The organism is Nocardia lijiangensis NBRC 108240 (assembly GCF_001613045.1).
GTDB lineage: Bacteria > Actinomycetota > Actinomycetes > Mycobacteriales > Mycobacteriaceae > Nocardia > Nocardia lijiangensis.
The window spans coordinates 1-25,068 of sequence record NZ_BDBP01000038.1 but is presented as its reverse complement, the minus strand read 5'-3'; the positions used below and the strand labels follow the sequence as shown (position 1 = coordinate 25,068).

Here is a 25,068-nt window from a genome sequence, read left to right as displayed (position 1 = left end):
CGGGATGCGGAAGTCGTAGCGCCGTCGGCAGAAGCTGGACGGCAATTCAGCGCCTCGTCGGCGGCCGACCCCGTCCACGCGCTCTATGCCGATTATCAAGTGGTAGGCGCTGATCAACTCTGGGACCATCGGGTCAGCGTTCGACATTGATGCCGATGGAAGGAAATCGCGGATGACCACGCCGCGGCGGTACTGGATCGAATTCGACCCACAGCAGTGCTCCGACCCACGGTTCCGGCAGGGCGTCGGCGTGACTGGATTCGACGTACCGGATTGCCTGTCGATGGTGGCGAAGCTGTTCCCCGACGAACCGATGCCACCCGTGCACCGAATTACGGTCGACATCTCACTGGCCGAGCCACTGCCGGTGGGTACTCACTATCTCGGAGTCCCGGTGTGGCGCGGCGTGTGGTATCCACCCGTGAACCTCAAAACCGGGCCGACCGGCGCCATCGACCGAAGAGGCGCGCCTTCCGAATACCCGGCACCCGTCACAGCATCGGGCCGCCGAATGCGGGCCAGCGAGACACTGCACACGAAAACCACATGGTGGGACGAAATCCCGCATATCAATGGCCTGCTGTGGCCACTGGTGAACATGCACCACGCCGAGAACGGCCGCGGAATGCGGCTGAGCGCCCCAGCGCTGCGCGACACTTGCGCCACAGATCCGACTTACGGCGACATGGTGCGCGACGCTCTCGACTACATGATCGCGTGGCGCCCGACACCGGACGAATGGTTCGACCCGACCGAAACCAGGTTCGCCGATCAACGGGACCTGGACGAGTACCTGCGAGCCTTCCGCGACTACCTGTTCGGAACTCGCCCGGAGCCGATCTACCCGCCCGGCAGCGAACCGCTTTCACCCGAGGACGCGTACCTGCGAGCTATCCGCCGCTTGGTCATCACTCGCCCGGAGCCGATCGACCCTCCCAACAGCGGACGGCTTTCCCCTGACGCGGAATCACGGCTTCCCGAGGACGAATGAAACCCTCCGGAGTCCAAGACGTCCTGCATTGCTGCCCTACTTCTTCGCAGACGCTAATCCGCTTCGGAACTCGACCCCGTTGACATCGGGTAGCAACTATGCTGCCCAGACCACCGGGACGGACTGCTGAACCGCCGGGAAGCAGCCGAAATACCCTGCTGCGCAGTCACTTCGGCCCAGGTCCGCCGCGACCGCGCGTGAGCGGCCGCAGCACGAGTGGAGTTCCAGAGCCGAATAGCCTCTGCGACCCGATTTGTTCGGCACGTCCGTGCCGGAATTCTCGGAGCCGCGTAGGCGTCGTTGCGGCTGGCCGCAGGTGGCGCTGAACTGCTGGTTGGATGTTCAGTGGGGCATAGTCAGTGACGGCCGGAGAGTGCGGGGTCGTCCATGAGGTGTTCACGGCCCCATGCTTCCAAGGGGAGCAGGGCGTTGTTGAGCAGTTCGCCCAGCGGGGTCAGCGAGTATTCGACGCGTGGGACCACCTCGTCGTACACCTTGCGGTGGACGATCCCATCGGCCTCCAGCTCCCGCAGTTGCGTGGTGAGGACCTTCTCGGAGACACCCGGTACCTGGCGGCGTAATTCACCGAATCGGTGAGGGCGTTCGCTCAGCGGCCACAGGATCAGCATCTTCCACTTGCCGTTCAGTACCGAGAGGGCGGCGTCGAGCCCGCACGTGTACGCGCCCGGTCTGCGTGTGATCGGCACGACTACCCCTTCCACCTGCCTGTTCTCTTACCCGGAAGTACGTACCCACTTCCATGTGCGTACTTGATCGACCCGGATGCCTCGCCAAGAGTAGCCCTCATGTCCGATCACTCGAATAAGTCGCTCACTGTCCTCGGCCTCGGCGATATGGGCTCGGCCCTGGTCCGGTCTTGGCTCGCCGCCGGGTACGCCGTCACGGTCTGGAACCGCAGTGCCCGACCGGCTCCGGAAGGGGCCCTTGTCGCGTCCACCGCCGCTGAAGCCGTCACCGCGAACTCTCTCGTTGTTGTGTGTCTTCTCGACGACGCGTCGGTTCGCGCGACCCTGGACGGTATCGACCTGACCGGTCGGGACATCGTCAACCTGACCACCAGCACCCCGGCCGAGGCCCGCGGCCTGTCCGACTGGATCGCCGTGCGCGGCGGACGTTTCCTGGACGGCGGGATCATGGCCGTTCCGTCGATGATCGGTGTCGCCGACTCCGGCGGGTACGTCTTCTACAGCGGTTCGGCCGAGCTGCACGAGACCCACGCCGAGGCTTTGGCCGTACCCGCCGGTGTCACCTACGTCGGCGCCGACGCCGGGTTCGCAGCTCTTTACGATATCGCCCTGCTCAGCGCGATGTGGGGCATGTTCGCCGGCGCCGCGCACGCCTTCGCCTTGATAGGTCCGGAGGACATCTCGCCGGTGGAGTTCGCACCACTCCTGGTCGGCTACCAACAGGCGATGGCCGGATACGCATACGGCACCGCCGCGCAGCTGGCGAGCGGCGACTACACCGAGGGCGTCGAGTCGAACCTGGCGATGATGGTCACGACGAACGGGACGTTGCTGCGTACCGCCGCCGAGCAGGGCGTCAGCCCCGAACTTCTCACGCCCTTCATGGCACTGATGGAGCGCCGGGTCGCCGAGGGCGGCGGGAATGAGTCGAACACCGGCGTCGTGGACCTCCTGCGCCGCTAGCGGTCGCCCCGGCCGGAAGCCCTCCGGCATCACAATGACCATGCCATTCGCACCTGATGCGGCCGCCAGCGGTCTACCGGGTCATCGGGATCGCCGCCGGTGCGCGCAATTCGTTGTCGCCGTGAGTTGTTCATGCTCGGGTTGGACGCAGGTCAGCTGTTCCAGGTTCCAGCCCAGGTCGACACGCGCTGTAATGCCTGCGGGTTCAGGGTGTTCGCACGAGCGTGGACACGATCTCGGCTGCACCGATGAATTTTGTGTGGATCCGTCGTCGATACCTCTGGATACACCGACAGCGGTGGGTCAGAGCAGGAGCAAGCGATCCGGACGTGATCCGGGCGAGTGAGCAGGAGGCGCAGTGAGCGGTACCAGAGTGTTGGTGGCGGGGGCGAGCATCGCGGGGCCCGCGCTGGCCCACTGGCTGCGCCGGCGGGGGGCCGAGGTGACCGTGGTGGAGCGGGCCCCCGAGCTGCGTCCCGGTGGGCAGGCGGTGGACGCGCGGGGGGTTGCCAAGGAGGTCATCCGGCGGATGGGGCTGGACGCGGCGGTGCGCGCGGCCTGCACCGAGACCGCTGGCGCGTACACCGTGGACGTGGACGGGAACGTGCTGGAGACCTACCGTGCCGATGACGACGGCGGCGACGGGTTCATCTCGGAGATCGAGATCCTGCGCGGGGACCTGTCCCGGGTGCTCCACGACGACACCCGCGACGGTGTCGAGTACGTCTTCGGCGACCGGATCGCCGAGCTCACCCAGGACGCGGACGGGGTCGACGTGGCCTTCGCGGGCGGCGACCGGCGGCGCTTCGACCTGGTGGTCGGGGCGGACGGGCTGCACTCGGCGCTGCGAGCGATGGTCTTCGGGCCGCGCGAGCGGTTCGTCCGTCACCTCGGGCACGTGCTGGCCTTCTACACCGTGCCGAACGAGTTCGGGCTGGACCGCTGGCTGATCGATTACCAGGAATCCGGGCGCTCCGCCGGCCTGCGGCCCATCCCGGACGCCACCCGGGCGATGGCCATGTTCTCCTTCCCCTCGGCCGACCTCGACGTCGACTACCGCGACGTCGCGGCCCAGAAGCGGCTGCTGCGCGAGCGGATGGCCGGGCTGGGCTGGTTGACCCCGGACATCCTCGCGCACCTGGACGACACCCCGGACTTCTACCTCGACCAGGTCGCCCAGGTGGTGATGGACCGCTGGTCGAGCGGGCGGGTGGGGCTGCTCGGGGACGCGGCGTTCAGCTCGTCGCCGATGTCCGGGGCGGGCACCGGGCTGGCCCTGGTCGGTGCCTACCTGCTGGCCGGAGAGCTGGCCGCCGCCGGGTGGGACCCGGAAGCCGGGTTCGCCGGGTACGAGAGGCGGATGCGCTCGTTCGTCGAGGCCAACCAGGAGATCGGCCGGTTGAACGCGCGCAGCCGCGACGTCCCCGGGCCGGACGCCGAGCCGAGCATCGATTTCGACAGCGAATGGTTCACCGAGCTGATCGAGCGTGCGATCAACGGCGTCGAGCTGCCCGACTACGCAGGGGTGCCGGACTCCGGGGCCCCGGCCGGATCGCCGATCACCTCGTCGGCCAAGCCGTAGGTGTCACATAACGTGTCGAGCGGGACGACGCTTCGATAGGCCACCGCCGGACTACGTCCGCTCTATGCCGCATACCGCGCTGACCGAACCGGCCAACGCTTGACGCCGGCGAAACGACTGAGCCCCCACCCGGACACGGATGGGGGCTCAGCAGAGTCTCTACCAGCAGCGATACACGCGCTGCACTACTTCTTCGCAGGGCTCAGACGTTGAAGCGGAACTCGACGACGTCGCCGTCGCTCATGATGTAGTCCTTGCCTTCCATCCGCACCTTGCCCGCGGACTTGGCGGCCGCCATGGAGCCCGCGGCGACCAAGTCGATGAAGGCGACGATTTCGGCCTTGATGAAGCCGCGTTCGAAGTCGGTGTGGATGACGCCCGCGGCCTTGGGGGCGGTGTCGCCCTGGTGGATGGTCCAGGCGCGGGATTCTTTGGGGCCCGCGGTGAGGTAGGTCTGGAGGCCGAGGGTGTGGAAGCCGGCGCGGGCGAGAGCGTGCAGGCCGGGTTCGGTCTGGCCGATGGATTCGAGGAGTTCCATGGCGGATTCGGTGTCGAGCTCGAGGAGTTCGGCTTCCACCTTGGCGTCGAGGAAGACGGCGTCGGCGGGGGCGACGGAGGCCTTCAGCTCGGCGACCTTGGCCTCGTCGGTGAGGACGGACTCGTCGGCGTTGAAGACGTAGAGGAAAGGCTTGATGGTGAGCAGCGAAAGCTCTTTGAGCAGTTCGGTGTCCACCTGATCCTGCGCCGCGAAGAGGGTCTTGCCGCTGTTGAGGATCTCCTGGGCGGCCTTGGCCGCGTCGGCGACCGGCTTGCGGTCCTTCTTGACCTTGGCTTCCTTGTCCAGCCGCACGACGGCCTTCTCCAGGGTCTGCAGGTCGGCGAGGATGAGCTCGGTCTCGATGACCTCGATATCGGCGGAGGGGTCGACCCGGCCGTCGACGTGCACCACGTCGTCGTCGGCGAAGACGCGCACCACCTGGCAGATGGCGTCGGCCTCGCGGATGTTGGCGAGGAACTTGTTGCCGAGGCCCGCGCCCTCGGAGGCGCCCTTCACGATGCCCGCGATGTCGACGAAGGACACGGTGGCGGGCACGATGCGCTCGGAACCGAAGATCTCGGACAGCTTGTCCAGCCGCGGATCGGGCAGCGGGACCACGCCGACGTTCGGCTCGATGGTCGCGAACGGGTAGTTCGCGGCCAGCACGTCGTTCTTGGTCAGCGCGTTGAACAGCGTCGACTTTCCGACGTTGGGCAGGCCGACGATTCCGAGGGTGAGACTCACGAGGTAGAGAGTCTACGCGCCGCCTCGGACCGCCCGGCCAGCGCCATCGCCTCGGCATCCCGCACGGATCCGACCGGCCGCGGAGGGATCCCCGAGCCTGGCTCGCAGCGCTTCGAGCACGGGCCGACACATCTCCGGCCCGCATCCACGGCACTGCGCTGAGGCCGCTATGCGAAACCTCGTAGACGGCTCGACCAAGCGGCTGCAGCGAGCCGTTAGGGAATCAGAACAACCTTCCCGAGATTCCCGCGCCCCTCGATCACCGCGTGCGCCGCCGCCGCGTCCTCCAACGCGAATTCCCCGTGCACGACGGGCCGCACCTGCCCGGACGCGAAGTACTGCCACAGCTCCTGCCGCCAGTGCTCGTACACCGCCGGCGTCTCGCGCGCGACCCGCGCCATCTGGAAGCCGATCACCGATTTGGCGCCTGCCAGCAGGTCGTAGGCCTGGATGACGCCGCCGCCGGAGCTGTAGGCGACGAGACGTCCGCCGGGCGCGAGCGCGGCGAGGGCGGGGCCGAGCAGGTCACCGCCGACGGCATCGAGGACGTAGTCGACGGGCTCGCCCCACGGCTGCCCGTACACGACCACCTCGTCGGCACCGAGTGCGCGAAGGAACTCGCTCTTGGCGGGGTCGGAGACGGCGGCGACCACGCGCTTGGCTCCGCGCACCCGCGCCAGCTGCACGGCCAGATGTCCTACACCGCTTGCCGCGGCGGTGACCAGCGCGGATTCACCGGATTCCGGCTTCGCGGCGTCGAGCGCACCGAGCGCGACGAGCCCGCTGCGCACCAGCGCGACCGCGTCGACGGCGGAGGCGCCGTCGGGGATGGGCGACACCATTTCCTGACGCAGCAGGGCGTAGTCGGCGTAGCCGTGGCCGAAACACAGGCCGGTGACGCGGTAGCCGGGCGCGCAGTCGGTGACGCCCTCCCCCACCGCGATCACTTCGCCCGCGACCTCCCCGCCCAGCGGGACGGGTTCGGGCTGTTCGCGCACCTTGCGCACCACCGGCAGGGTCACGCCGATCGCGTGTACCTTCACCAGAAGTTCGCCGGGCCCGGGTACCGGTGTCTCCGCCGACTCCAGCTCGAGCACCTCGGGACCACCACTGCGCTCGTATCGGATTCGACGCATGACACCTCCATTCCTCATCTGAAGGCGTAACGGTAACTGGCTGGCAATCCGAACTCACAGACCCGAGGCCGCCCGTGTGCGCGATCTCACCGCACCCCGAACCGCGGCGTGTGCCACGTTCGCGCGCCCGAAGATCGGTGGGCGGACGACCCGCGCGGGCGTACCGTGACCCGTATGGAGCCGACCACGGAGGTGGTGACGGCCCGACCGGCGCCCGCGCTGGCGGCATTCATCGATCACTACCTCGGCTACCGGATGACGGGATACGCGCCCGGCCTGCACCGGGGCATGCCGTCGCGCCATCTCACGTTCATCGTCGCCATCGGCCCGGCCATCGATGTCGTCGCGCAGACCGATCCGGCCCAGCAGCCGCGCGACTACCGCTGTGTCCTCAGCGGATTGCAGGCGAGTTCGGCCGCCATCGCGCACGACGGGCATCAGGAGGGCGTGGCCATCGCGCTCACCCCGCTCGGCTGCCGGACGCTGTTCGGGCTGCCCGCCGCGGAGATCTGGAACACCTCGCTCGAATGCGCCGAGCTCGCGGGTCCGACCGGTGACGAGCTGTGGGAGCGGCTCCAGGGCGAGGCGCCGTGGTCGCGACGATTCGCCGTCTGCGACGAGATCCTCACCCGCATGTCCTGTCCCGACCGGCTCGTCACCCCCGAGCTCACCTGGGCGTGGCGGGCCGTGGTCGCCAGCGGCGGCACCGCGAGCATCGGTCCGCTGGCCGAGCGCATCGGCTGGACCCGTCAGCATCTGACCCGCAAGTTCGGCGCCGAGTTCGGGCTGAGCCCGAAGCTCGCCGCCCGCATCACCCGTTTCGAGCGGGCCAGGCGGATGCTCGAGCGCACGCCGTCGTTCGTCTCCATCGCCCAGGTCGCCGCGACCTGCGGATACTACGACCAGGCCCACTTGAATCGCGATTTCCTCGACCTCGCGGGGTGCAGCCCGACCACCTGGCTGGCCGAGGAGATTCCATCCGTCCAAGACGAGCCGGGGGTCGGAGGATGAGGCTGGAGTCATGACGAATCCCACGACAGCAAACACCACCACCCGCACCGCGATCTGGCCCTGCCTCGCCTTCCGCGACGCCAGGGCGATGACCGATTTCCTGGTGAACGCCTTCGGCTTCCAGGTCTCGGCCGTCTACGCCCGCGAGGACGATCCGTCGATCGTCGAGCACGGCGAGCTGCGCTGGCCACTCGGTGGCGGCATCATGTTCGGTTCCGCGAGCAAGGACGACACTCCGTTCGGTCAGCGCAAGCCCGGCAACGACTCGCTCTACATCGTCTGCGACAAGCCAGACGACCTCTTCGACCGCGCGACCGCCGCGGGCGCCGAGGTGGTGCGCGGCCTGCGCGACGAGGACTACGGTTCGCGTGGCTTCACCGTCCGCGATCCCGAGGGCAACCTCTGGAGCTTCGGCACCTACTGGGGCGAGTAACCCACCCCGCTCCCCCACGTCGGAAACCGATGCCGCACATCCGATCTCGCGCGGTCGCTACGGAGCTTCGGTGGCGGCGGCCCAGTAGGACGCCGCCGCCGCGCTTCGGCACCTCTTCCGCATCGGTTGCGTGACAGCAGCTTTCGTCACCGGCCACCGAGGCCGGACATGGCGATGCCGTGGATGAACGCCCGTTGACCGATCGCGTAGACGGCGAGCAGGGGCAGCAGGATGACGACGGCGGCCGCCATGAGCAACGGCCACTGCGAGTAGTACTGCCCTTGCAAGCGGACCAGCCCGAGGGTGACCGTCGCCAGCTCGTTGCGCTGGATCATGACCAGCGGCCAGAGGAAGTCGTTCCACACGGTGATCCAGGTGAGCACCGCGAGCACCATGAGAGCCGGGCGGGTGTGCGGGAGCAGCACGCGCCAGTACACCTGCCAGGTGGAACAGCCGTCGAGGATGGCGGCCTCCTCCAATTCCGTTGGCAGCGTGCGGAAGAACTGGCGCATCAGGTAGGTGCCGAAGGCGCTGCCGAACAGGCCGGGCACGATCATCGACCATGCCGTGTCCACCCAGCCGAAGGCGCGCATGAGCAGGAACTGCGGGATCACCGTGACGGTGAGCGGCACCATCAGCGTCGCGAGGTAGGCCAGGAACAACGTCTCTCTTCCGCGAAAACGCAAGCGCGCGAAGGCATATCCCGCCAGCGAACAGAAGAACACCTGCCCCGCGGTCACGCACGCCGCGTAGACGGTGGTGTTGAGCAGCATGCGGCCCATCGGCAGCAGCTCGAACACCCGGCCGAAGTTGGACCACTGCGGATCCGCGGGCAGCATGGTCGGCTCGGTGATCTCGCCGTCGCGTTTCAGCGAACCCGACAGCGCCCACAGGATCGGCGCCAGCGCACACCACGCGACGCCGACCAGCGCGGCGTAGATGCCGATGCCGCGTACCAACCTGCGTACGACCGCCCGGTCCACGCGACCGCGGGCTGCACGACCATCGAGTCGGGGTGGTCCCTGTCCGGCTGCCCGGCCTCCGGCAGATCGGGCGCTCGCCGCGGTCTTGCCCCTCCGGTGAAAGATCTTCTCGGCGTTCACAACTCGGTCTCCTCACGCCGAGACAGACGTAATTGAAGAACCGTCAGCACCAACAGGATCGCGAAGATCACCCAGGCCAGCGCGGAGGCGTAGCCCACCTCGTAGAACCCGAAGGCGTGCTGGAACAGCATGATCCCGAGCAGATAGGTGCCGGTCTCGGGACCGCCGCTGCCGCCGGTGAGCGCGTACGCCTGGTCGAAGGCCTGCACCGAGTTGATGACGGTGATCACGAAGACGAACGACAGCGGCCCGCGGATCAGCGGAAGCGTCACCGACCGGAAGCGCCGCACGGCGCCCGCTCCATCGATCTTCGCCGCCTCGTACAGGGTTTCCGGCACGCCCTGCATGGCCGCCAGCAGGATGACGGTGGCGAACGGCACGCTCTTCCACACGGTCACGATGCTGAGCGAGACCAGCGCCCAGTCCGGGTCCGTCAGCCACGGCACCGGGTCGATGCCGAACCAGCCGAGCCCTATGTTGAGCAGCCCGTCGTCGGTGGTGAAGATGAACCGCCACACCACCGCCATCGCCACCGTCGACGCCACCAGCGGCAGGAATGCGATGGTGCGAAACAGGCCGATACCGGCCAGCTTTCGGTTCAGCACGGCCGCGACCACCAGCCCGATCGCCACCGTCGGCAGCACCGTCAGCACGGTGAACACCGCGGTATTGCGCAGTGCTATCAGGAACAGCGGATCGGAGCCGAACAGCCGACGATAGTTCGCTGTTCCGACGAACCGCGGCGGGCTGAACAGATCCCACGCGTGGAAGCTCAGATACAGCGAGAAGCCGAGCGGGAACAGCAGGAAGACCAGCACCGCGGCCAGATTCGGTGCGACGAACAACCATCCGGCCCGCTCCCGCCTGCGCGCCAGCCGTCCGGGCCGCGCCGTGCCCCTGCGCGATCCCCTCGTCTTGCGTTGCGGAATGGGCGTTCCCGCGTCGTCCAGCACCGCGTCGTCGACGGAGGTACTCATCGCGCCGCCAGCAACTCGTCGACGTCCGCGGCGAGCCGACCGCTCTCCGACTGCGCGGTCGCCGCACCCCGCAGCACCCGGTTCCCGCCCCGTTCGAGCAGCGCCGACACCTTGCCCCACATCGGCGTCACCGGCAGCGGACGCGAATTGGCCGGACCGTCGGTCATCACCTCCAGATTCCGGATCTCGCGGTGCGCCGCCGCGAATCCCGGTGTGGCCATAGCGGATTTCAGTACCGGCACGAACAGTCCGGACTCGGCGACGATGGCCTGCCCGACCGGTCCGGTCGCGAATTTCACGAACTCCCAAGCCTGTTCGATGCGCGGGCTGTCGGCGGCGATGGACAGGCCGGTGCAACCGACGTCGGTGATCGCCCCGGATCCGCCCTGTGGGCCGACCGGAAGCACGGTCAGATCGATGGGAACGCCGTCGTTGCCCGCGAATTCGGAGTACAGCCAGTGCCCGCCGAGCGCCATGGCCGCGCGACCGCGCCGGAACAAATCCGGTGCCGAAACCGACTGCTGGTCGGCGACTCTCGGCGCCACCCGGTGCCGCACCGCGAGATCGGCGTAGAACTGGAACCCCTCCGCGAAGCGCGGATCGCCGAGATTGGTGCGGGTCGGATTCACCGAGGGCGTGAACCATTCGGCGCCGTTGTTCATCCCGAAGCAGGCGGCCGAGAAGTACGGCACCCAGGCGTCGGCGAAACCCCACTGCCTGGTGCGCCCGTCGGCATCGCGGCGGGTGAGCGCGCGGGCGGCGGCGAGGAATTCGTCGAAACTCCACGCGTCGCGCCAGCGAACCGGCGGCGTCAGCCCGGCTTCGGCGAACAGCGCGCGGTTGTAATAGAGGAAGACGCCGGACCACTGCTCGGGCAGCGCGTACTGGCCGCCGCCGTAGGTGAAGGTGTCGTACAGCGTGGGAAAACTGTCGCGGCGCAATGCGGCGGCGTACTCGGGCTCCTTGTCCAGCAGCGTGCGCAGATCGAGCAGCACGCCGCGCTCGGCCAGCCCCGCGTAGAGCAGTTCCCAGGCCATCAGCACATCGGGGCATTTGCCGCCCGCGCAGTAGGTGAGCATCTGCTGCAACGGATCCGGACCCGACATGATGGTGCGCACCGGAATGTCCGGATGCCGCTTACGGAACTCGTCGATGATCCGCAGCCGGACTCGCGCCTCTTCGGGACGGGCCTGGAAGAAGAACGTCAGCGCGTCGTCGTCGGAACCGCACGCACCCGCCAGCAGCGGCGCGGCGAGCGCCGAGCCGAGCAGGGTGCGCCTGCGAATTCCGCGCGGCGCTGCGGTGGTCGGCCGCCCGAGGGCGCGCGCGGCCGGGCACGGCGCGGGCGAACGCGGGGTCGGATCCAGAACAGCCCTCCTCGGGGCGGACATGGAGTGTGACGAACAGCACCGCAGCATACGTCCGGCTATGAATAACGTGCGGGCCGACACACGAACAATATTTAACGGTCGCCCATCGATGGCCGGAATCCGCGCAACGACGATCGGCCATGGGCTACTTTGTCTCGTGTTTCAGCAAGATCCCGCACGTCGAGATCCTGCGCGTTTCACAGGAGAGTAGGCAGATGGCGACAATCGAATATCTGCGGACCGACCCCGACCTGCCGCCCGTCGGCGTGGTGGACAGGTCCCCGATAACCCCGGCGAAGAAGGCAATCTTCGCCGGAATCGCGATACTCGGCGCGGTCGCCTGGGCCATCCTCGCCATAGCGCGCGGAGAGGACGTCAACGCGGTCTGGATCGTGATCGCGGCGGTGAGCACCTACATCATCGCCTACCGCTTCTACGCGCGATTCATCGAGTGGAAGATCACCAAGCCGCGCGACGACCTCGCGACGCCCGCCGAAATCCTGGAGAACGGCAAGGATTTCATGCCGATGGATCGGCGGGTGCTCTACGGGCACCACTTCGCCGCCATCGCGGGCGCGGGTCCGCTGGTCGGTCCGGTGCTCGCCGCGCAGATGGGCTATCTGCCGGGCACCATCTGGATCGTGGTCGGCGTCTGTCTGGCCGGTGCGGTGCAGGACTACCTGGTGCTGTGGGCCTCCACCAAGCGGCGCGGGCGCAGCCTCGGGCAGATGGCGCGTGACGAACTCGGCGCGGTCGGCGGCATCGCGGCCATCGTGGCGATTCTCGTGATCATGATGATCCTGCTCGCGGTGCTCGCGCTGGTCGTGGTGAACGCGCTCGGCGAGAGCCCGTGGGGCGTCTTCTCCATCGCGATGACCATCCCGATCGCCCTGTTCATGGGCGTCTACCTGCGGTTCCTGCGGCCCGGCAAGGTCGGCGAGGTGTCCGCGATCGGCATCGCGCTACTGCTGCTCGCCATCGTCTCCGGCGGCTGGGTGTCCGAAACCGAGTGGGGCGCCGACTGGTTCACGCTGTCGCGGACCACCATTGCCTGGTTGCTGATCGCCTACGGCTTCCTGGCCTCGGTGCTGCCGGTCTGGCTGCTGCTCGCCCCGCGCGACTACTTGTCCACGTTCATGAAGATCGGCACCATCGGCCTGCTCGCGGTCGGCATCCTCATCACCATGCCGGTGCTGAAGGCGCCCGCGATCTCCGACTTCGCCTCCACCGGCACCGGTCCGGCCTTTGCGGGCAGCCTGTTCCCGTTCCTGTTCATCACCATCGCCTGCGGCGCGCTCTCCGGATTCCACGCGCTCGTCTCCTCCGGCACCACGCCCAAGCTGCTGGAGAAGGAATCGCACGCGCGGATGATCGGCTACGGCGGCATGCTGATGGAGTCGTTCGTCGCCGTGATGGCCATCATCACCGCCTCGATCATCGACCAGCACCTGTACTTCGGCATGAACGCGCCGCTCGGCCTGACCGGCGGCACCCCGGAAAAGGCTGCCGCCTACACCAATTCGCTCGGCCTTGCCGGTCCGCCCGCCACGCCCGAGACCTACTCCGGCGCCGCCGCGGACGTGGGCGAGAACAGCATCATCTCGCGCACCGGCGGCGCGCCGACCCTGGCGGTCGGCATCTCCGAGGTGTTCCACCAGTTCCTCGGCGGCGAAAGCATGAAGTCGTTCTGGTACCACTTCGCGATCATGTTCGAGGCGCTGTTCATCCTGACCACGATCGACGCGGGCACCCGTGTGGCGCGGTTCATGACTTCGGACGCGCTGGGCAACTTCGGCGGCCCGCTGAGCAAGTTCAAGGATCCGTCCTGGCGGGTCGGTGCGTGGCTGTGCTCGTTCGTCGTGGTCGCGGCGTGGGGTTCCATCCTGCTGATGGGCGTCACCGATCCGCTCGGCGGCATCAACGCGCTCTACCCGCTGTTCGGTATCGCCAACCAGTTGCTGGCCGCCGTCGCGCTGACCGTCGTGATGACCATCATCGTGAAGAAGGGCCTGGCGAAATGGGCCTGGATTCCGGGCATTCCGCTCGCCTGGGACCTGCTCGTGACGATGACCGCGTCCTGGCAGAAGATCTTCTCCGACGATCCGAAGCTGGGCTACTGGAAGCAGCACAGCCTCTGCCAGCAGGCGCAGGAAGCCGGGAAGCTCTGCCTGACGGCGAAGACGCCGGAGGACGTCGAGACCGTCATCCGCAACACCTTCATCCAGGGCACGCTCTCGATCGTGTTCGCGGTGCTGGTGCTGATCGTCGCGGTGGTCGGGGCGCTGGTGTGCTTCCGTGCCTGGCGCTCCGGCGGTGGTGAGACCACCGAGTCGCCGGAGGAGCCGTCGAAGATCTTCGCGCCGAGCGGGTTCGTCGCCACCGCGACGGAGAAGGCCGTGCAGAAGGAATGGGACGAGCTGATCGCCACGGGCAAGGTGCGCGCACCCGGCGCGGCCCACGCGCAGGGCGCGGCCAAGGCGGAAGCGCCCGCGTAATGGGCGAATCGCTCGCGTCGCGGGAGGGCAGGTCAGCGCGACCGGCCCTCCCGCGGCGTGCGTTCGACGCGGTGCGCGGGGTCGTCTGGTGGTTCAGCTCCATCCTCGGCGGCCAGGACTACCAGCGGTATGTGGCCCATCTGCGGCGCACCCACCCGGGCTGCCCGATCCCCACCGAGCGCCAATACTGGCGCGACCGCCACGCCGAAGCAGACCGCAGCCCCACCAACCGCTGCTGCTGATCCACCACCTGCCACAGACCGTCCGCACGCTTCACACGCGCTGTGCCTGTGTGAGGCGTGTGGACGGTCTGTGGCGCCGGGAGCCGGCCTGGCGATAGTGTCTGATTTCCGCTAGCACGGGGCGGCGACGGGTGACATTGTGGAATGCGTGACGATCACGGCGTTGGATTTCGAGCAGTGCTATCGGGCGGTATCGACGCGCGACTCGCGCTTCGACGGTCAGTTCTTCACGGCGGTGCGTACCACCGGAATCTATTGCCGCCCTTCGTGTCCGGCGATCACCCCGAAGCGGGCGAATGTCAGCTTCCTGCCGACGGCGGCCGCGGCGCAGCACGCGGGTTTCCGTGCGTGCCGCCGCTGCCTGCCGGATGCGGCGCCCGGCTCGCCACTGTGGAACACCAGGGCCGATCTGGCGGCCAGGGCCATGCGGCTGATCGGCGACGGCGTCATCGAGCGGGGCGGGGTGCCCGCGCTGGCCGCCACCCTCGGCTATTCCCAGCGCCAGCTCACCCGGGTGCTCACCACCGAACTCGGGGCCGGTCCGCTTGCGCTGGCCAGAGCGCACCGCGCACACACCGCGCGCCTGCTCATCCAGACCACCGCGATGCCGATGTCGGATATCGCGTTCGCGGCGGGCTTCGCCAGCATCCGGCAGTTCAACGACACCGTGCGCGAGGTGTTCGCGGTCAGCCCGACCACCATGCGCACCGAGTCACAGCGCGCGCGCAAAGACCCGGCACAGCCCGCGCCGACCGCGAACGGCACACTCTCGCTTCGCCTTCCGTACCGGGAGCCGATGGACCGCGCCTGGCTGGAGTGGTTCCTCTCCGCGCACGTGGCGCCCGGCATGGAGCTGTGGGAAGACCGCGTCTACACCAGGAATCTGCGCACGCCGCACGGACACGCGACAGCCCGGCTCGGCTTCCGCGGCGATCACGTGCGCGCGGAGCTGGCACTGCACGACATGCGCGATCTCGCGCCGACCGTCGCGCGGCTGCGTCACCTGCTCGATCTGGACGCCGATCCGGTCGGCATCGACGAGGTGCTCGGCGCGGACGCGATGGCCGCGTTCGCAAGCAGCGCACCTCGCGCATCCGCAGGCCGGGCCGTGGACGCCTTCGACGACGAGGACGCGCGCCGGGTGCGCACCGCCACCCTGCCCGATGCGGGCAGTGCGCCCGCCACGGTCGGCGCGGGCATGTCGCGCACCGGTGCCGATCGGGTGCTGTTCACCCCGGGCATCCGAGTGCCCGGATGCCTGGACGGCCCGGAACTGTTGCTGCGCACGATGATCGGTCAGCAGATCTCGGTGTCGGCCGCGGCGACACACACGGCCCGGTTGGTGGAGGCGCTCGGCGATCCCGTCGAGGGGCCGGTGCCGCGACTGTTCCCGACCCCGGCCGTCATCGCCGAGCGGGGCGCCGAGGTGCTGACCGGCCCGGCGCGGCGCATCCGCTCGATCGTCGCCGCCGCGGCCGCGATCGCGGCGGGCGATCTGCAGCTGCATCCCGGACGCACCGCGGCCGAGCTGCGCCGCGATCTGCTCGCCTTGGACGGCGTCGGACCGTGGACCGCCGACTACGTGATCATGCGGCTGCTGGCCGACCCCGATATCTTGCTCGACACCGACCTGGTCGTCCGGCAGGGCGCAGACCTGCTCGGCATCGACCTGAGCACGACTGCACGCTGGGCGCCGTGGCGCTCCTATCTGTCCATGCACCTGTGGAAGACCGCGCTGAGCAGACGCGCCGCAGCACCCAAGCGACCCGCCCGCTCGGCACGCAAGACCAACTGACACCCCTGCCGCATCGAAAGCGAGCACACCATGAGCATCGAATCGACCCGCGCCGCCGGCTTCGCCGTCGTCGACACCCCCATCGGCCCGTTCACGGCGATCGCCGACGACGAGGGCGCGGTGCTGGCTTCCGGCTGGACCGCCGACGCGGAGAACCTGCGCCTGCTGATCCATCCGACGCTGCGCCCCACCGCACTGCGCCAACGGGATTCGCTCGGCGCCGTCACGGAGGCCGTCCTCGCCTATCACCGCGGGGACGTGCACGCCATCGATGACGTTCCGGTGCGCCAGCGGTCCGGGGAGTTCCTCATGCACGCCTGGGATGTGCTGCGCAAGGTGCCCGCGGGCGATCCGGTGACCTACACCGAGTTCGCCGCCATCTCCGGACGGCCGGAGGCGACCCGCGCCGCGGCCAATGCGTGCGCGCGCAATGCGGCGGCGTTGTTCGTGCCGTGCCACCGGGTGTTGCGGATCGGCGGGGCGCTGGGCGGGTTCCGCTGGGGGCTGGACGTCAAGAGGTGGTTGCTCGATCACGAAGCGTGAGGTTTTCGCCGGGCTCGTACGCGCCGGTCACCCACTCGGGGTGACCGGCGCGTTCACGTTTTGCGGGAACGAAACGGGCAGAGCAATGGCGTTGCCTACCGCGCGTCGGACATGCCGCGCCTGCGGGTGGTGCACGCGCCGCTGACAGTCATCGGGCGATCGTCCGCACTTCCGGCCGGTCGCTGCCGAAAAAAGGCGCCGCTGCAATGACAGCATTGACTAGAGTTCAACTCTAGTGACATTCTCACTAGAGTTGAACTCTAGTGAGAGGATGGCCAATGGCCGAGAGAGTCTTCGACCGCCGAGACCGGCTGGTCCTGCTGCTGATCACCGTCGTGGAACTGGTGGTCTTTCTCGACACCACGGTGCTGAACGTGGCACTGCCCGCCATCGGCGCGGACCTCGGACTCGGCGAGGCCGGGCTCGGCTGGGTCACCAACGCGTACCTGCTGGCGTTCGGCGGGTTCATGCTGCTCGGCGGGCGCGCCGCCGACCTGATCGGACCGCGCCGGGTATTCACCGGCGGGTTGGTCGTGTTCACCGCCGCGTCGGCGCTGGCGGGCTTCGCCGATTCCGCCGCGCTGCTCATCGCGGCGCGCGCCCTCCAGGGCGTCGGGGCCGCGGTGCTGATTCCGGCCCAACTCGCCCTGCTCACCGCAAGTTTCACCGCGCAGGCGGCCAGGAACCGGGCCTTCGGGGTGTGGAGCGCGATGGGCGCGGCGGGCGCGGCGATCGGCACCGCGGTGGGCGGACCGCTCACCGACGCGTTCGGCTGGCCCTCGATCTTCCTGGTCAACGTTCCCGTCGGGCTCGTCGCGCTCGCCGGCGTCCGGCTGCTACCACCCGACTCCGCGCGTCCCGCCGAAGGGGTGCGCCGACTCGACATTCCCGGCGCCATCACCGGAACGACGGCGCTGCTGCTCATCGGCTATGCGATCGGCGCGCTCGGCACAACCGGCACCCGTGCGATCGCGGCCGGTCTGCTCGCCCTCGGGCTGGCGCTGCTCGCCGCCTTCGTGGTCGTCGAAGCGCGCAGCCCGCACCCACTGATGCCGTTGCGGCTCTTCACGATTCGCCAGGTGAGCGGCTCGGCGGTGGTGAACGCCCTGGTCGGCGCGGCACACGTGCCCACCTTCGCGCTGCTCGCGCTGTATTTGCAGAACACCCAGGACTACAGCCCGACCCGCTCCGGCCTGGCGGTGCTCCCGGTCGCGGTGGTCAACATCCTCGCCTCCCGCACCGTCATCCCCTACCTCATGGACCGTCTCGGCGCAGCGCGCGTGCTGGCGCTCGGCCTCGGACTCCAAGCCCTGGCCATGGGCTGGTTCGCCCGCCTCCCCGAGCACGCCGACTACCCGATCGACATCCTCCCCGGCGCGATCCTGCTCGGCATCGGCCTCCCCGCCGCCTTCGTCGGCGTCACCGCCCCCGCTGTCACCTCGGTCGACACCGCCGACGCAGGCATCGCCGCGGGGATCGTCAACACCGCCCAACGCGTCGGCTCCGGCCTCGGCGTCACCGCCCTGCTCCTCCTCGCCGACCTGATCACCACACGCGCCACCACACCCCCCGACACCGCCTACCGCACCGGCCTCACCGCAGCCTTCGCCACCGCCGCCACCTTGGCCACCCTCGGCGTCCTCTTCACCCTCACCCTTCTGCGGACGACAACAACCGCGCCGTCGGCCGATCCCGAAAGAGCGGAGGCTTCAGCGCCTGCCGAGCGTTAGGACCACCCCGCGGGCTCAGGCGACGGTGGTGTGGAGGTGGGAGCCGGTGCGTCCGCGGAGGACGTGGAGGCGGCTGGGGATGCGCTGGCGCATTTCGTCGACGTGGCTGACGAGGCCGACGACGCGGCCGCCCGCGCGGAGTTCGTCCAGGACGCCCATGACGGCGTCGAGGGTGTCGGCGTCCAGACCGCCGAAGCCCTCGTCGATGAAGAGGGTGTCCAGGACGAGGCCGCCGGATTCGGCGGCGACGGTGTCGGCCAGGCCGAGCGCCAGCGAGAGGGACGCCATGAAGGTCTCGCCACCGGAGAGGGTCTTGGCGGGGCGCACGGCGCCGGTGTAGTCGTCGCGAATGTCGAGGCCGAGGCCACCGCGTCTGCCGCGTGGGCCTGCCTTGTCGGAGTGCACGAATTCGTAACGGCCGCCGGACATTCGGCGCAGCCGCACCGATCCGGCGAGAGCCACCTCTTCGAGGCGGGCGGCGAGCACGTAGGAGCGCAGCGACATGCGCCGGTTGTTCTCGCCGCGTCCAGCGACCACGTCGGCGAGTCCGGCCAGCTCTTCGTGGGTGCGCTGCAGCGGCGCGATCCGGTCCACCCCGGTCCACAGCTGACCACCGAGTTCCTCGAGCAGCTGCACCCGCCGTCCCGCCTCGGCCTGGGCGGCGACGGCCGCGTTCAGCCGGGCCTGCGACTCGGCGAGCTTGCACTCCAACTCCGCGGGATCGCCGAGTTCGGTGGTGGCGGCGGCTTGGATCTCGGGTTCGGCGAGCACCTTCTCGGCGTGCGCGCGGGCGTGCTCGGCGGCGACGAGTTCCGCGTCGATTTCCTGCTGCCGCTGCGGGGTTCGCGAGGCGGCGTTGACGACGCGCGCGTAAGCGGTGAGCAACGCGACGTCGTCGCGGGCGGCATCCGCGCCGAGCGGCTCTTCCGGAACGAAGCCCGCTGCGCGCGCGAGACTTTCGACCCGATCCGCGACCACGGTGACCTGCTCCCGCGCGGTGGCCGCCGCGGTGCGTGCGGCACGCAGCGCGGTCGCGTCGGTGACGAGTCCGTTCAGCCGGGCGCGGCGGCGATCGATGGTTTCGTCGGCGCCCGCGGCGGCGCGCAGGCGGTCGGTGAGTTCGTCGAGGCGGGCGACCGACGCGGCGATGCGGGTGACGACGGTGCTGCCGCCCGCCTCGGTCGCGCGCAGGTCGTCGTGCAGGCGGGTTTCCGCGGTGCGCAGCCGGGACAGTTCGGCGGTCGATCCGTCGACCAGCGCGGCGAGTTCGGCGGCGTCCTCGTAGCGGTGGGTCGCCGAGCGCAGAGCGGCCGCGAGCTCGACGCGGTCGGCGTCGCCGCCGCGGGCGGCCAGCGCCTCGATCTCGCGTTCCAGACCGGTGATTCGGGCATGAACGCGGTCGCGGTTCTCCTCGGCGGTGCGCTCACTGGCTACCGCCGCGTCCTCGGCGTCCTTGGAGACCGCGCTCGGCGCGGGCTTTGCCGGTGCCGGATGCTCCGCCGCGCCGCACACCGTGCACGGTTCCCCCTCGACCAGCTGACCCGCGAGTTCGGCGGCCATGCCCGCAAGGCGGCGCTCCCGGAGGTCGAGCACGCGTTCCTTGGCGTCGTTGTGGACGGTCCGCGCGCTCTCGAATTCGATCCGGGCGCGATCCAGATCCGTTCTGCGACCGGCCAATTCGACGGCGGCGGTGGCGGCGGCCTGGAGTCGTTCGCACTCGGCGGTCAGCGACGGCAGCGTGGCGGCGGCCTCGCCCGCCTCACGGACCCTGGCCTCGGCCGCGGCGATCGTCGCAGGCAGACGCGCACGCCGCGCGGTCAGCTCGGTCATCCGTTCGGTCAGCGCGGCGGACTCGGTGCGCAGCTCGGCGACTTCCCGCCGCAGCCGGTCGGCGGCAGCGGCATCGGACCGCACCTCGTCGAGCGCACCGATCTGGGCACTCCAGCGACGAACGACGGCGTCGAGATCGGCGTCCGCACGAATCGCCGGACTCGGTTCGTCCGCACCGGAATCCTCGTCCGCACCAGCATTTTCCGGTGCCACCAGCTCCGCACCGCCGAGATCGGCCGCCGCGGGCTCGAGCAGCGCGCCCGCCAGTCGCGCCGCGACCGCATCCGCCTCGCCCTCGCGACGACGCGAGGTCATGACCGCGGCGCGCGCCTCGTCGATGGCCTCGGTGACCGGCTGGGCCCGGCGGGCGGCTTCGAGCTCCTCGCGCAGCGTGACGCGGTGATCGGCGCTCGCGGCGTAGTGGTCGAGCTGACCGCGGGCGGCCGTCGTCCGGCGCTTCAGCTCCGTGAGCCGCCGCTGTTCGTCGGCGAACTTGCGCAGCTCGGACGAATCCGCTTGGCAGCGTTCGGCTTCCGCGGTCGCTTCGGTCAAGTCGGTGCGGGCGGTGGCGAGCAGATCCTGCGACCAGCCAACGGCCTCCAACACGCCGACCGACTCCGTCACGCTCAGGCCCGCGGCGCCGCGAATCTGCGCGATCAGCCGTTCGATGCCCTGCCTGCGCGACTCCAGTTCGGTCGCCGAGGTGCGGCGCTTGTCCGCGAGCCAGTGCTCGGCGGTGCCGAAACGTTCGGTGTCGAAGAGCTTTTCGAGCAGCTTCTCGCGATCCTCGTTGTCGGCCCGCAGAAAACGCGCGAAATCGCCCTGGGGAAGCAGCACCACCTGGAAGAACTGGTCGGCGCTCATGCCGAGCAGGCGGATGATCTCGTCGCCGATATCGGGGATGCGCGAGAGGTTCTCGCCGCGCCCGTCCAACCAGGTCAGCGTGGCCTTGGGCGGATCGGTGCGCATACCGGTGCCGCGCAGCTTGGGCCGCTCGAACTCAGGAATCCTGGTGAGCCGCAGGCGTCGCCCGCCCAGCGTCGCCTCCAGCACGACCTGGGGCGGCGTCTGTTCCGGCGCGTGATCGGAATGCAGGCGCTTGCTTTCCCCGCGCGCGCCAGGAACTCGGCCGTAGAGGGCGAAGGCGATCGCGTCCAGCACGGTCGTCTTGCCCGCGCCGGTCTGACCGTGCAACAGGAACAGCCCGTCCGCGCCGAGCGCGTCGAAGTCGACGACCGTGGTGTCGGCGAACGGGCCGAACGCGGTCATCTCCAGCCGGTGCAGTCTCATGCGCCGACCTCGCGCCACACCCTCCGCACGGACCCGCGCCACTCATTCAACGCAGACCCGCGCCATCCACCCAGCGCAAACCCGCGCCATCCACCCAGCGCAAACCCGCGCCATTCGCCCAGCGCAAACCTGCGCCATCGGCCCAGCGCAAACCTGCGCCATCGGCCCAGCGCAGACCCGCGCACTGCATTCCGCGCGATCATGCGCTCAGCTCGCCGGAGAGCGAATGCTCGGCGGGCACTGTGGACACCCGTTCGGGTTCGGCCACGGCGGCGGCCAGTGCCCGCTCGATCCACTTCATCTCCCCCTCGCTCGGCGCGCCGCGCACGTCGGTGAGGAAGCTCTGTGCTACTTCGGTGTCGCGGCGGCCGTGCACTCGCTCACGGTAATGCAGCTCCGGGTTGCCGCCGGGGCGCACCCATTCCACGTGCACGGCGTGCGGGAAGCGCTCGCGCAGTTTGCGTAGCGCGTCGATCGGGCGGGCCTGGTCGACGAGGGTCGCCGACACGTAATGGTCGACGGCCGCGTTGTGCGCCGGATCCGCGAGCAGTTCGTCCAGCGTTCCGGTGAGGCGGCTCAGCCCGCGCACCACCGGCAGGTCGCGGCGCTGCACGGCGGACAGCCCGTCCGCGTCGAGGTCGACGATCCACACCGCCTTGCGGTGCGAACTCTCCGCGAACGAGTACGGCAGCGGCGAGCCCGAATAGCGCACCGACCCGGACAGCGTCTGCGGCGAGTGCAGGTGGCCGAGCGCCACGTAGTCGATGCCGTCGAACTCCGCGAGCGGCACCGTCTCCACCCCGCCGACCGAGATGGACCGCTCCGAACCGGTCGACTCGCCGCCGACGACGAACGCGTGCGCGAGCACCACTGCGCGCGCACCCGGCCGTCCCGCGAGATCGGCGCGAATCCGGCCCATAGCCGCCGCCAGGATCTCGGCGTGCGAACGCGCCTGCGGGACACCGAGTTCGGCGCGGGTGATCTCCGGCTCCAGATACGGGATGCCGTAGCAGGCCACCTCGCCGTGCTCGTCGGCCAGCACGACCGGCCGATCGGCGTCGGCGACGGTGGTGCGCAGATACAGCCCGCCCGCCGCGGCGAAACTCGCGCCGGCGCCGAGCCGCGCGGGCGAATCGTGATTGCCCGAGGTCGCGACGATCACCGCGCCCGCGTCGCGAATCGCCTCGAAACCCCGGTTGCACACCGCGATCGCGTCCGCGCTCGGGATCGACCGGTCGTACAGGTCGCCGGGCACGACCACCACGTCCACCGACTCGGCCGCCACCAACTCCGCGATGGCAGCCAGCGAACGTGCCTGATCGGCAAGCAGATCGACGCCGTGAAAGGTACGCCCGATGTGCCAATCCGAGGTGTGCAACATCCGCATGGCCAGAAACCGTAGAGCCATCCACCGACAGGGTTCAATTTGCCGCGCCTGCGGCGCGGCGTGTTCGCGGCCCTCATGTCTCGCGTCCGGGTGGTCGAGACTCGCGACTGCGTCGCATGCGCTTCGACCACCCGGACGCGAGACGGCCGCGAACGGGCTCGTCAGGCTCGCCCTCGAAGCGGCTGGGAAGGTGCGTTGCTTGCGTGTGGTTCAACGCCCGGCGGCCGACGATCCCCGCACGGGTGCTGCCTGATTGCTCGGATGTCGGTGGCGTACGGCACCATCTGCGCTATGACCGCACCGATGCTCGTCGCACTGTTGCTGGTATTCGCCGCTGGAGTCGGAATGGGCTGGTTGGGGCATACCGCGAGGGCTGGGCAGCGGGCCGCCGTCGCGGAGGCGAGACTGGCGGCCGCCACCGACAACGAGCATTTGCTACGGCAGTCGCTGCACGCCGCGAACGAGGATGCGGCGCGCAGGCATTCGCACGCCGTCGGCGCGATGGTGGAGCCGCTGCGCGAGGCGGTCGGTGCGCTGAACCAGCACATCCAGCAGGTCGAACACCATCGCATCAACGCGTACTCGGGCCTGCGCGAGCAGGTGGCGAACATGCAGCGCACCTCGCATCAGCTCTCCAGCCAGACCGGTCAGCTGGTCGCGGCGCTGCGGGCGCCACAGGTGCGCGGGCGCTGGGGCGAGATCCAGCTGGAGCGCGTGGTGGAACTGGCCGGGATGACCAAGCACTGCGACTTCGCCACGCAGGTGAGCAAAGCGGTGCGCGGCGACGGCGGGCCGGACCGCATCGGTTCGGTGCGGCCGGACCTGGTCGTGTACCTGGCCGGGGGCCGGCACATCGTGGTCGACGCCAAGGTGCCGTTCACCGCCTACCTCGACGCCAGCACCGCCGAGGACCCCGACGTGCGCGCCGACCTGCTGGTGCGGCACGCCAAGCAGCTGCGGGCGCACGTCGACCAGCTGGCCGACAAGGCGTACTGGGCGGCCTTCGATCCCGCGCCGGAGTTCGTCGTGCTGTTCGTGCCCGGCGACCCGTTCCTGGACGCCGCGCTCACCACGGATTCGGGATTGCTGGAACACGCGTTCGGCCGCAACGTGATCCTCGCCACTCCGACGACGCTGATCGCCCTGCTGCGCACGGTGGCGTTCGGGTGGCGGCAGGAGGCCGTGTCCCGGGATATGGCGACGGTTCAGCAACTGGGCAGAGAGCTGTCGGCGCGACTCGGCATGACCGGCAGGCACCTGGACCGGCTCGGCGCCCAGCTCGGCAAGGCGGTGGACGCTTTCAATTACGCTGTCGCCTCGGTCGAGTCGCGGGTCATGGTCACCGCGCGCAAACTGCACGAGCTCGAGATAGCCGAACAGGAGGCGCCTGCGATCCAGCGGGTGGACTCCCGCCCGCGTGCCGTGGGGTTCGCCGACGCCGACGATTGAGAGCGTCCTTCCGCCTGCCAGTTAACGGGGCAACGGCCCCGCCGTAACCCCACCGAACGGTGCGGCAGTTAGTGTTCATGACGTGGCTGCTACCCAACGTGTGCGATCCCGGGTGCCCGCGCCGCAACGTTCGGTCCTGCCCTCGGTGCCGGGAGTCCCGGCCTGGGCGGCAGTCCTGATCGCGGTCGCGTGCACGTTGCTGGGGTTCCTGATCGATGCCAGCGGCGACAGCGTCGAGCTCACCGCCAGCTTCGCCACGCTGTATGTCGCCGGCTGTGTCGCCGCGGTGCTCGCCGTGCGGTTCCGCGGGCTGTTCACCGCGATGGTCCTGCCACCGCTATTGCTCTTCCTCGCGGTTCCGCTGGCCTATCAGCAACTGACCGGACGGATCTCGACCGGACTCAAGGACATCCTGCTGAACCTGGCCATCCCGCTGGTGAACCGGTTCCCGACGATGATCCTCGCCACCGCGCTGGTGCTGGCCATCGGCGGCCTGCGCATCGTGGCGGCCAAGCGGGAGTCGGCAGCGGATCAGTCCACGGAGGCCCGCCGCGGTTCGAGTTGGGGACGCACCGCGAAGCGCGGCGACGAGAAGGCACCCGCCGAGCCTGCGCGCCGTCGCCTGCGGCGACCGGAGCCGGAAGCGGACGAGGATCCGGTGACCGACAAGTACGAACCGCCGCGTCCCGGCGGTCGTCCGTCGAAGAACGTCGCCGACGCGCCGCCCCGGGTCGGCGCGAGCGGGCGCGGTC

General features: G+C 69.4%; 20 protein-coding genes. 12 read left to right on the top strand and 8 right to left on the bottom strand.

Annotated features, from left to right (window positions below):
* Positions 1-172 precede the first annotated feature (172 nt).
* Positions 173-991 carry a hypothetical protein gene (locus NL1_RS15275; protein ID WP_067839856.1) on the top strand — a complete coding sequence of 273 codons (819 nt, stop codon included), beginning with the start codon at positions 173-175 and terminating at the stop codon, positions 989-991.
* Positions 992-1,347: 356 nt separating this feature from the next.
* On the opposite strand, the gene NL1_RS15270 is transcribed toward NL1_RS15275, so the two are convergent.
* Positions 1,348-1,698: a winged helix-turn-helix transcriptional regulator gene (locus tag NL1_RS15270; protein ID WP_156094868.1), complete on the bottom strand. Its 351-nt coding sequence runs from the start codon at positions 1,696-1,698 to the stop codon at positions 1,348-1,350.
* A gap of 99 nt (positions 1,699-1,797) precedes the next feature.
* On the opposite strand from NL1_RS15270, the gene NL1_RS15265 reads away from it, so the two are divergent.
* Both NL1_RS15265 and NL1_RS15260 read left to right on the top strand, forming a co-directional pair.
* The gene (locus NL1_RS15265; protein ID WP_067839853.1) at positions 1,798-2,661 is read left to right on the top strand and encodes an NAD(P)-dependent oxidoreductase; all 864 of its coding nucleotides are present in this window, start codon (positions 1,798-1,800) and stop codon (positions 2,659-2,661) included.
* Between the two features lie 358 nt (positions 2,662-3,019).
* On the top strand, positions 3,020-4,243 hold the full coding sequence (locus NL1_RS15260) for an FAD-dependent monooxygenase (RefSeq protein ID WP_067839850.1): 1,224 nt from the start codon (positions 3,020-3,022) through the stop codon (positions 4,241-4,243).
* A 202-nt stretch (positions 4,244-4,445) separates the two neighbouring features.
* Here NL1_RS15260 and ychF read toward each other — a convergent pair whose 3' ends face one another.
* Positions 4,446-5,525, bottom strand: a complete 1,080-nt coding sequence (gene ychF, locus NL1_RS15255) for a redox-regulated ATPase YchF (protein WP_067839847.1) — start codon at positions 5,523-5,525, stop codon at positions 4,446-4,448.
* 215 nt (positions 5,526-5,740) lie between these two features.
* A complete protein-coding gene (locus tag NL1_RS15250; RefSeq protein ID WP_067839844.1) occupies positions 5,741-6,661 on the bottom strand; it encodes a quinone oxidoreductase family protein in 921 nt (306 codons plus the stop codon).
* A gap of 174 nt (positions 6,662-6,835) precedes the next feature.
* On the opposite strand from NL1_RS15250, the gene NL1_RS15245 reads away from it, so the two are divergent.
* On the top strand, positions 6,836-7,672 hold the full coding sequence (locus NL1_RS15245) for an AraC family transcriptional regulator (protein WP_067839841.1): 837 nt from the start codon (positions 6,836-6,838) through the stop codon (positions 7,670-7,672).
* Positions 7,673-7,682: 10 nt separating this feature from the next.
* Positions 7,683-8,105: a VOC family protein gene (locus NL1_RS15240; RefSeq protein WP_084510619.1), complete on the top strand. Its 423-nt coding sequence runs from the start codon at positions 7,683-7,685 to the stop codon at positions 8,103-8,105.
* A 146-nt stretch (positions 8,106-8,251) separates the two neighbouring features.
* Here NL1_RS15240 and NL1_RS15235 read toward each other — a convergent pair whose 3' ends face one another.
* The 3 genes from NL1_RS15235 to NL1_RS15225 form a co-directional block, all read right to left on the bottom strand.
* Positions 8,252-9,088, bottom strand: a complete 837-nt coding sequence (locus tag NL1_RS15235; RefSeq protein WP_067839838.1) for a carbohydrate ABC transporter permease — start codon at positions 9,086-9,088, stop codon at positions 8,252-8,254.
* Positions 9,089-9,204: 116 nt separating this feature from the next.
* The gene (locus tag NL1_RS15230) at positions 9,205-10,083 is read right to left on the bottom strand and encodes a carbohydrate ABC transporter permease (RefSeq protein WP_067839988.1); all 879 of its coding nucleotides are present in this window, start codon (positions 10,081-10,083) and stop codon (positions 9,205-9,207) included.
* A gap of 98 nt (positions 10,084-10,181) precedes the next feature.
* The gene (locus tag NL1_RS15225) at positions 10,182-11,576 is read right to left on the bottom strand and encodes an ABC transporter substrate-binding protein (RefSeq protein ID WP_084510617.1); all 1,395 of its coding nucleotides are present in this window, start codon (positions 11,574-11,576) and stop codon (positions 10,182-10,184) included.
* Positions 11,577-11,770: 194 nt separating this feature from the next.
* On the opposite strand from NL1_RS15225, the gene NL1_RS15220 reads away from it, so the two are divergent.
* From NL1_RS15220 to NL1_RS15200, 5 genes are all read left to right on the top strand, one after another.
* Positions 11,771-14,050: a carbon starvation CstA family protein gene (locus NL1_RS15220; RefSeq protein WP_067839982.1), complete on the top strand. Its 2,280-nt coding sequence runs from the start codon at positions 11,771-11,773 to the stop codon at positions 14,048-14,050.
* A 71-nt stretch (positions 14,051-14,121) separates the two neighbouring features.
* Positions 14,122-14,292: a YbdD/YjiX family protein gene (locus tag NL1_RS15215; RefSeq protein ID WP_245673292.1), complete on the top strand. Its 171-nt coding sequence runs from the start codon at positions 14,122-14,124 to the stop codon at positions 14,290-14,292.
* Positions 14,293-14,431: 139 nt separating this feature from the next.
* Positions 14,432-16,087 (top strand): DNA-3-methyladenine glycosylase 2 family protein, encoded by a 1,656-nt coding sequence (locus NL1_RS15210; protein WP_067839832.1) that lies wholly within the window; start codon positions 14,432-14,434, stop codon positions 16,085-16,087.
* Between the two features lie 30 nt (positions 16,088-16,117).
* A complete protein-coding gene (locus tag NL1_RS15205) occupies positions 16,118-16,630 on the top strand; it encodes a methylated-DNA--[protein]-cysteine S-methyltransferase (protein ID WP_067839829.1) in 513 nt (170 codons plus the stop codon).
* 278 nt (positions 16,631-16,908) lie between these two features.
* Positions 16,909-18,360, top strand: a complete 1,452-nt coding sequence (locus NL1_RS15200; protein ID WP_067839827.1) for an MFS transporter — start codon at positions 16,909-16,911, stop codon at positions 18,358-18,360.
* Between the two features lie 15 nt (positions 18,361-18,375).
* Here NL1_RS15200 and NL1_RS15195 read toward each other — a convergent pair whose 3' ends face one another.
* Positions 18,376-21,480, bottom strand: a complete 3,105-nt coding sequence (locus NL1_RS15195; protein ID WP_067839824.1) for an AAA family ATPase — start codon at positions 21,478-21,480, stop codon at positions 18,376-18,378.
* 199 nt (positions 21,481-21,679) lie between these two features.
* Complete coding sequence (locus NL1_RS15190) at positions 21,680-22,867, bottom strand: exonuclease SbcCD subunit D (RefSeq protein WP_067839821.1); 1,188 nt, start codon at positions 22,865-22,867, stop codon at positions 21,680-21,682.
* Between the two features lie 291 nt (positions 22,868-23,158).
* Between NL1_RS15190 and NL1_RS15185 the strand changes: the two genes are divergently transcribed.
* The gene (locus NL1_RS15185) at positions 23,159-24,316 is read left to right on the top strand and encodes a DNA recombination protein RmuC (protein ID WP_067839979.1); all 1,158 of its coding nucleotides are present in this window, start codon (positions 23,159-23,161) and stop codon (positions 24,314-24,316) included.
* Between the two features lie 82 nt (positions 24,317-24,398).
* On the top strand, positions 24,399-25,068 hold a 670-nt coding region (locus NL1_RS15180; RefSeq protein WP_067839976.1), incomplete at its 3' end, for a DUF6542 domain-containing protein.